This is a genomic window from Micromonospora sp. M51, from assembly GCF_018070305.1.
GTDB classification, from domain to species: domain Bacteria; phylum Actinomycetota; class Actinomycetes; order Mycobacteriales; family Micromonosporaceae; genus Micromonospora; species Micromonospora parva.
The window spans coordinates 1-7,539 of record NZ_JAGPXZ010000255.1; the positions used below are offsets into that span (position 1 = coordinate 1).

The 7,539-nt window shown below is 67.6% G+C and carries 4 protein-coding genes and 1 pseudogene; 2 read left to right on the forward strand and 3 right to left on the reverse strand.

All coding sequences use genetic code 11. The features are described from left to right. On the reverse strand, positions 1-626 hold a 626-nt coding region (locus KBX53_RS15590), incomplete at its 3' end, for a protein kinase family protein (RefSeq protein ID WP_210860023.1). 445 nt (positions 627-1,071) lie between these two features. Next, on the reverse strand, positions 1,072-2,823 hold the full coding sequence (gene murJ, locus KBX53_RS15595; RefSeq protein ID WP_210860025.1) for a murein biosynthesis integral membrane protein MurJ: 1,752 nt from the start codon (positions 2,821-2,823) through the stop codon (positions 1,072-1,074). 126 nt (positions 2,824-2,949) lie between these two features. Here murJ and KBX53_RS15600 point away from each other — a divergent pair, with 126 nt between their 5' ends. Both KBX53_RS15600 and KBX53_RS15605 read left to right on the forward strand, forming a co-directional pair. Then, positions 2,950-4,410: a CCA tRNA nucleotidyltransferase gene (locus KBX53_RS15600; RefSeq protein WP_030331836.1), complete on the forward strand. Its 1,461-nt coding sequence runs from the start codon at positions 2,950-2,952 to the stop codon at positions 4,408-4,410. Between the two features lie 744 nt (positions 4,411-5,154). Further along, a complete protein-coding gene (locus tag KBX53_RS15605) occupies positions 5,155-7,272 on the forward strand; it encodes a hypothetical protein (protein ID WP_210860028.1) in 2,118 nt (705 codons plus the stop codon). Positions 7,273-7,364: 92 nt separating this feature from the next. Here the strand turns inward: KBX53_RS15605 and KBX53_RS36350 are convergent. Then, positions 7,365-7,539 (reverse strand): annotated as a pseudogene (locus KBX53_RS36350) (flotillin family protein); the annotation flags it as partial.

Sequence of the window (7,539 nt, forward strand, 5' to 3'; positions counted from 1 at the left end):
AAGTAGAGGATGCCGCCGACCGCCCGGATGTCGTTCTCCTGGCTGTCGGCGCCGTCGGTGCGGGCATCGGCCAGGACCACGCGGCCCTCGTCACTGATCATGACGGTGCCGGGGTGGACGTTGCCGTGCACCATGCCGGTGGCGTGCACAGCGGCGAGCGCGCTCGCGACGGCGTTGCCGATGGCGGTGGCCCGAGCCGGATCCAGGGGGCCGTCGGTGGTCAGATCCCGCAGGGACTGCCCGTCGACCCACTCGCGCACCACGTACGCCCGGTCGGCCTCGTCGATCGCGTCGTAGACGCCGACCAGGTTGGGGTGGATGACCCGGCTGGCTGCGACGGCGGCCTGAAGCATCTCGGTGGCGGAGTCACCGCCCGGGTAGCGCAGCACCACGGCAACGGGACGGCGCAGGATGACGTCGACCCCGCGCCAGACCAGCCGACCCGCACTGTCGTTGTTGATGTGCTCAACCAGTTCGTACCGCTCGGCGAGGACTTCACCGGCCGTGGGAGCACCGAAGGTCATGACCGGAGGAGCGCTTTCGTCCGCCTCCTGACCCTCGCCGACCTGGGTCACCCGTCCTCCCTCGGTGATCGTGTCGATCGATGAACCCGAACTGCTGGGCATGTGGCTTCCCGCTCTGCCGTTGAAGGAACCGGCCGACCGGTGTCGACGCCCAGCGTCGGCCCCTGCCGTACCCGTCGAGAGCGACCTTACCCGGGTTGCCCGTCTCTCCGACATGTCATCTTCCCGCTGTAACTGGCGGGGTTCCGGCAGTCGGAGAAGTCGTCCGGTTACGACCGTTGTCAGCCACGTTGCTGGCACATGTACTAGCTAATCTACGGCTTCACCGCAAGTGACCGAAGCCGGGGCTGGGCCGGCCTGGCGCTCGCGCTGCCTCGTACGTTCCCACCGATCGGTTCGCCACGCTCAGCCGTACGGTTGGTTATCCACAGGCTGAAGCGGTGGTTGACCGGCGAATCGCGGAGTTATCCACAGAAGCATCCCCAGCCTGGTGATCCGCGGTCACGGTCCGTATGAGTGCCAACTTGTTGTAATCAGGTGCTGGCGTTCAGCGACCGAGGCGGCGGCGAACCATCCCGACCACCTCGGTGATCTCCCCGATCCGCAGCACCATGGCCAGACCCAGGTAGGTCCCGCCGATCACCGCCCCGCCGATCACGAGCTGGACGATCGCCTGCAGGCGGCTCGGGGTGTCGTCGCCGGGCAGCAGCTTCACCACCAGGAGGCCGACCACTGCCGAACCGAGCGCCGCCACTGCCACCCTGCCGCCGGTCCGCATGATCTCGCCGAGACCGATGCGGCCAACCCGCGGTCGGAGCAGCCAGGCGGAGCCGATCGCCGCGGCCAGGTAGGAGACCGTGTTGCCGATCATCATGCCGGCGCCGGCGAAGCTCGCCGAGAAAGCCACGAAGAGCACGATCTGCACGCCGATCCGCAGCGCCACCACCGGAATGTTGATCAGGGCGGGGGTGCGGGTGTCCGGCAACGCGTAGAAGGCGAAGGTGAAGAGTTGGCTCACCGCGAACGGAACCAGCGCCAGCGCCGCGGCGAGCAGCACCACCGAGGTGGCTGTGGCGTTGTCCTCGTTGAACGCGCCGAACCGGAACAGTGTGAACGCGATCGGGGTGGCGAGGACGGCGTAGCAGACCGCGATCGGGGCGAGCACCGCCGTGACCGTGCGGGTACCCCGGGAGAGGTCGGCGGCGAGGTCGGCGTACCGGCCGTCGGCGGCGGCCGCGCTCATCCTGGGCATCAGCGCCGTGATGATCGAGACGGCGATGATGCCGTGCGCGGTCATCAGCAGCAGGAACACGTTGTTGTAGATCAGCGGGCCGGCGGCGTTCTCCTTACCGGCCCGGTTCAGCAGGTTGAACAGCACGATCAGCCCGACCTGGCTCACCGCGACATAGCAGATCATCCAGGCTCCGAGCCGGCCCAGCTCGCGTAGCCCCAGCTCGCGGAAGTCGAAGCGAAGCTTCCAGCGGAAGCCGACCTTGCGCAGGGCGGGCAGCAGACCCATCGCCTGGATGGCCACGCCTAGCAGGGTGCCGCCGCCGATCAGCAGAACCCGCCCAGTGGTCATGTCCTCCGGCTTGACGATCTCCGCACCGAAGATCGCGATGTAGAGACCGGCGGTGCCGATCACCACGAGGTTGTTGAGGATCGGCGCCCACATCGGGGCGGCGAAGTGCCCCCGGGTATTGAGCACCGCGCTGATCAGCGCGCTCAACCCCGAGAAGAAGATCATCGGCAGCATCAGCCGGGCCAGCCCCGTGACCAGACCGGAGTAGCCGTCAGCCGATTCCTCGCCCCCGTAAAGCCAGGTCAGCGGCGATGCCAACAGGAGTGCGAGCAGGGCCGCCGCGCCAAGCGCGAGCACCGCCAGGGTGAGCAGTCGCTGCGCGTATGCCTGTCCGCCATCTCTGTCGATCTTGCGCCGTCGCACCAGCACCGGGATCAGCACGCTGGTGAGGACGCCACCGAGCAGGAACTCGTAGACCATCCCCGGGAGGATCTGCGCGGTGGTGTACGCGTCACCGACCAGCGCGCCGCCGAGCGCCGCGCCGATCACCAGGTTGCGTAGGAAACCAGTACCCCGGCTGACCAGGCTGCCGATCGCCATCACCGCACTGTTGGTCGCGGCGCTCGCCTCGCCCACCTGCTCCTGCGGCGGCGCTGTCGACTCCATGGCCGGTTGGTTCAGCGGTTCGGCGGAGATGAAGGTGGCACCGTCCCCGGGACGGGTTCCGGCCCCGCCGTCGTTCGCGGCGTTGGCGCTGCGGTAGAGCCCGCCGCTCATCTCCAGCCTCCCAGGGGTACGTCGGGTCGGACACCGACCCGCACGCCACAGACCATAGTCAACCCCCACCCGTTACCCGCGCCCGGCGGATCGGATCACACCCCGGCCCGATAAGCTGGCGATCCCATGTCCGAAGCCTCCGCTCCTCATGCCGCCGACCGCCGCGAACTCACCGCCGCGCAGCGCAACGCCGTCGCCGAACTGCTCCGGGTGTCCCCGGTCGCCGACGAGTTGGGCCGCCGCTTCGTCCGCGCCGGTCACGAACTGCACCTGGTGGGGGGTTCGGTGCGGGATGCCCTCCTCGGTCGGCTCGGGGACGACCTCGACTTCTGCACCGACGCGCACCCGGACGAGACCCTGCGGATCATCAAGGGCTGGGCCGAGTCGATCTGGGAGACCGGTCGGGAGTTCGGCACCATCGGTGCTCAGCGCGACGGCCTCCGGCTGGAGATCACCACGTTCCGCGCGGAGTCGTACGACCAGGTCAGCCGCAACCCGGTGGTGGTGTACGGCACCAGCCTCGACGAGGACCTGAAGCGGCGCGACTTCACGATCAACGCGATGGCGGTCAGCCTGCCGGACCACCGGTTCACCGACCCGCACGGCGGGCTGGCCGACCTCTCGGCCAAGGTGATCCGTACCCCGAGCACGCCGGGTGAGTCGTTCGGCGACGACCCGCTGCGGATGCTGCGGGCCGCCCGGTTCGCCGCCCAGCTGCGGTTCGCGGTGCACCCGGACGTGCATCTGGCGATGACCGAGATGGCCGCCGACCTGGACCGGATCACCGCCGAGCGGGTCCGCGACGAGTTCACCAAGCTGCTCTGCGGCGCGGACCCGATCACCGGGCTGCGGCTGCTGGTGGACACCGGGCTGGCCGAGCGGTTCCTGCCGGAGCTGACCGGTCTGAAGCTGGAGATCGACGAGCACGCGCAGCACAAGGACGTCTACGAGCACACGTTGACGGTCGTCGAGAACGCGGTCTCCTACGAGGAGGAGGGCTGCGACTTCATCCTGCGGATGGCCGCCCTCCTGCACGACGTCGGCAAGCCGGCGACGAAGGCGGTCGGGTCCGACGGTCGGGTCAGCTTCCACCACCACGAGGTGGTCGGCGCGCGGCTGACCAAGGCCCGGATGAAGGCGATGCGGTACCCGAAGGAGGTCACCGCGAAGGTGACCGCGCTTGTCGCGCTGCACCTGCGCTTCTACGGGTACGGGCGGGGCGAGTGGACCGACTCGGCGGTGCGCCGCTACGTCGCCGATGCCGGTGACCTGCTTCCCCGCCTGCACAAGCTGACCCGCTCGGACTGCACCACCCGCAACCGGCGCAAGGCCGCCCAGCTCGCGGCCGACTACGACGCGCTGGAGGACCGGATCGCCCGGATCGCCGCCGAGGAGGACCTGGCGCGGGTCCGACCCGACCTGGACGGCAACGCGATCATGGAGCTGCTCGGCGTACCGCCGGGGCCGGTGGTCGGCCGGGCGTGGAAGCACCTCAAGGAGCAGCGCCTCGAACGCGGCCCGCTGGACCGCGACGCCGCCGAGGCGGAACTGCTGCGCTGGGCCCGCGCCGAGGGCATCATCGGTTGAGCCGCCGGTCGGCTCGGGTTGATCGACTCAGATGCGCCTTGTGGCGTCGCTCCAGCTATCGGTGACCCACCGTAACTATCCCAGGTCATTTCGGGCATTGCCTACACCCTGGAACCACCTCTTGACAGTGAGTCGTCTGCGCTGCGAATGTACAGCGGCACATTGATGATGAGCAGCACACGGGGGTGTGACGCATGACCATCTACGCGCTGGAATCTTGCTGGCCGGCCCAATCGCGAGGGCAATCATCTGGCCGCTGCCACGGAGCATGCGCGGGGTTCATCTCGAATCTCTTGCCTTCCTGGTCTGTTTGCGATCGCGCATCACGCTGAAGCCGTGATCGTCGGCGGGGGTTTCGCCTAGCCCCTCTTTCCCCAGTTCCGTTTGTCTTGCCGCACCGTCGGGTGCCGGAACTGCTGTTCTGCGCCAATCATTCGGCGTGCTGCTCCCTGTCCTGCCGTTGCTCACACCTGGCTGGGCGGGGCCAATGTTCAGGCATTGAGGTGGCAATTCACGACTTCATGCCGTTCGACCCCACCCTGTTCCAACATCGGGGGGTGGGAGCTCGGTCCAAACTTACGAGAGGCGGTACCGTTGCATTATCGGGTCAGTAATCGAACGGCAGTGGTAAGGCTACTGGCAGTCCTTCTCCTTATGGCCGTCGGAACAGTAGTCGTTCCAGCTGGGACGGTCCATGCCGACGCCGCAGGTAAGGGCGGCGACTACGTCCCAATCAACCAAACCGTGCTGCTGGACACCCGCAGCGGTACTGGGGGCTACACCGGCCCTCGGGACGCAGATACCGTGGCCACTGTCAGTGCTCTCGGAGTCGGCGGTGTGCCAGCCAACGGGGTCAGCGCGCTCTTGGTCGACGTGACGGCGATCAGCCCGACGGTCAACACTTTTGTGACTGTCTACCCGGACCAGGCCACGAGGCCAGCCGCCTCATCGCTGAACGCCTCAACCGGTGAGGTCATCTCGAATTCGGTGGTGGTGAAGGTCGGGGCGAACGGCAAGATCGCCCTACACAACCAAGCCGGCAAGGTCAACCTGAAGTTGGACGTGCAGGGCTATTTCACGACCAACACCGGCGGAATCGGTTCCGGCTTCGTGGCGATGGATCACATGGTGATGACCGATACCCGCCACAGGTTCTGGGGGCTACCGCGGAAACTGGCGAGCGGCGAAACTCGGAGTGTCACCTTGGGGCAACGCAAGCCCAGCGGGGGGTCATTCGCGCTGCCGAGCACTGCCAAGGCGGTGCTGGTGGACGTGGCCGTCATCGGCGCGACGTCTGGCGGCTGGTTGACCATCGGTTCGGACAGTCTTTCCGCCACTGGCATTGATTATCGGGCCGGCAACACCTCGATGGCAGTGAGTGTGAAGCTCAAGGGAGACGGCAGCCACGTCGTTCAGCTCGTCAACGCTGGTTCGGCGATCGATGTCGTCATCACGGTGCAGGGATACTTCACCGACAGCCCGACGACGGGGGCCGGCCTGCGCGCGGTGGATGCCAGCCGGCTGATCGACACCCGCAGCATCGGTAATGGGGCGCCGATCGCGGCCGGTGCCAGTGTTGATGTCGCTGTCGGCGGCACTAATGGGCTGCCGGTCCGAGGTGTTGCTGGCGTTGTCCTGAACGCCACAGCTGTCCGGCCTGCCGCAAGCGGGGCCTTTAGCGTCGCAGAGGGTTCCTTTGGTACGGATCCCCCTATTCTCGGCCCGGCACTTCAATTCAACTCTGGTGAGTCGGCGCGATCCAGCCTCGTAGTAGCACAGGTCAACTCCGAGGGGAAGGTGCGCTTCCGCAACACCTCAAGCGGCACCGTGCATCTGATGGTCGATCTCCAGGGCTGGTTCGCCGACCCGGTGACCCCCCTGCCGATCGCCACGTACTCCCGAACTTCGGTGCTCCAGGCCAAGCCGGCCGGTACCGCCGTCGGAACCATCGAGTACGCCTTCGTGGACAACTCTGGGCGACTGCGGATCGGTCACCAGAGCAACCCGGACGACTTCTCCAGCATCCAGTGGAACCCCGCTTCCGGTTTGGAGGCTCTTACCGGGCAACCGGCGCTGAATCAGCCCGGCGGCAAGCCCGTCCAGGTGACCGTCCGGCACACCAACGCCACCATCTGGGCCGGCAGCCAGACCGCCGAGGGCGCGGCGACCTGGGGACCGATCGCCACCATCGGTGGATCGATGGCCGGCCCGCCGACGGCAGCCATGCTCACCGACGGCACGAGTGTCATCTTCGGCGTCGACGTCGACGGCCGGCTCTGGCACTACCGGCAGTCGGACAGCAGCCCTCGGTGGGCGAGCCTGGGCAGCGCCGGCCTGGTGGGTTCGGTCACGGCGGTGAACATCGACACTGGCCTGCGGATCATCGGCACCACCGCTGCCGGTTCGGTCAAGACCACTGTCTACGCCAACGACGGGTCCTTGTCGTCGTCCTGGACAGATCTCGGGGGCACCGTTACCGGTGCTCCTGCCGCGCTCGTCCACCCCGGTTACCGTACGGCCATCTTCGCCCGTGCCGCTGACGGCTCCGTGGTGGTGAAGCAGCAGGACCTCAGCGGTACATGGTCCTCCAACTGGAACGGCATCTACCGGGTCTTCGAGGCATCCGCCGGCTCGGGTAGCTGGGGTGACTGGGCGCGCGTCAATCCGGACTACAGCGACCCGGCCGCAACCGATCCGACTGTCAGCCCGATCGTCAACAGCAGCGGCAACGGGTGGATGATCGTCTACCGGAACTTCAGCGACGCCACGCGGGTGTACCAGCGTCAGGTTCCGCCAGGTGGTGTGTCAGTCGCATCGGCCGGAGAGTTCGCCGGTCACACCGTTCCGGCGCCTCCCGCCTGATTCGGTCACGTTTCCTGAGCCGACGGCTCCCGTCACCTCACCGGTGGCGGGAGCCGTCTTCTGGTCGATGCGGTTGACCGACCACGATGGCGTCAGCGGCTCTCGACGGCCTTCCCGTCGACGGATGCGGCACCGTTGCCGGCCGGGGTCGACGCCGAGCCGAGCCGCGCCAGCAGGCCGGGCAGGTCGATCCCGGTGAGGTCGCTGCCGAGCTGGAGGCCGTGGGCCACGTTGCCGGCCCCCGCCTTCGTCAGCGACGACGCGCCG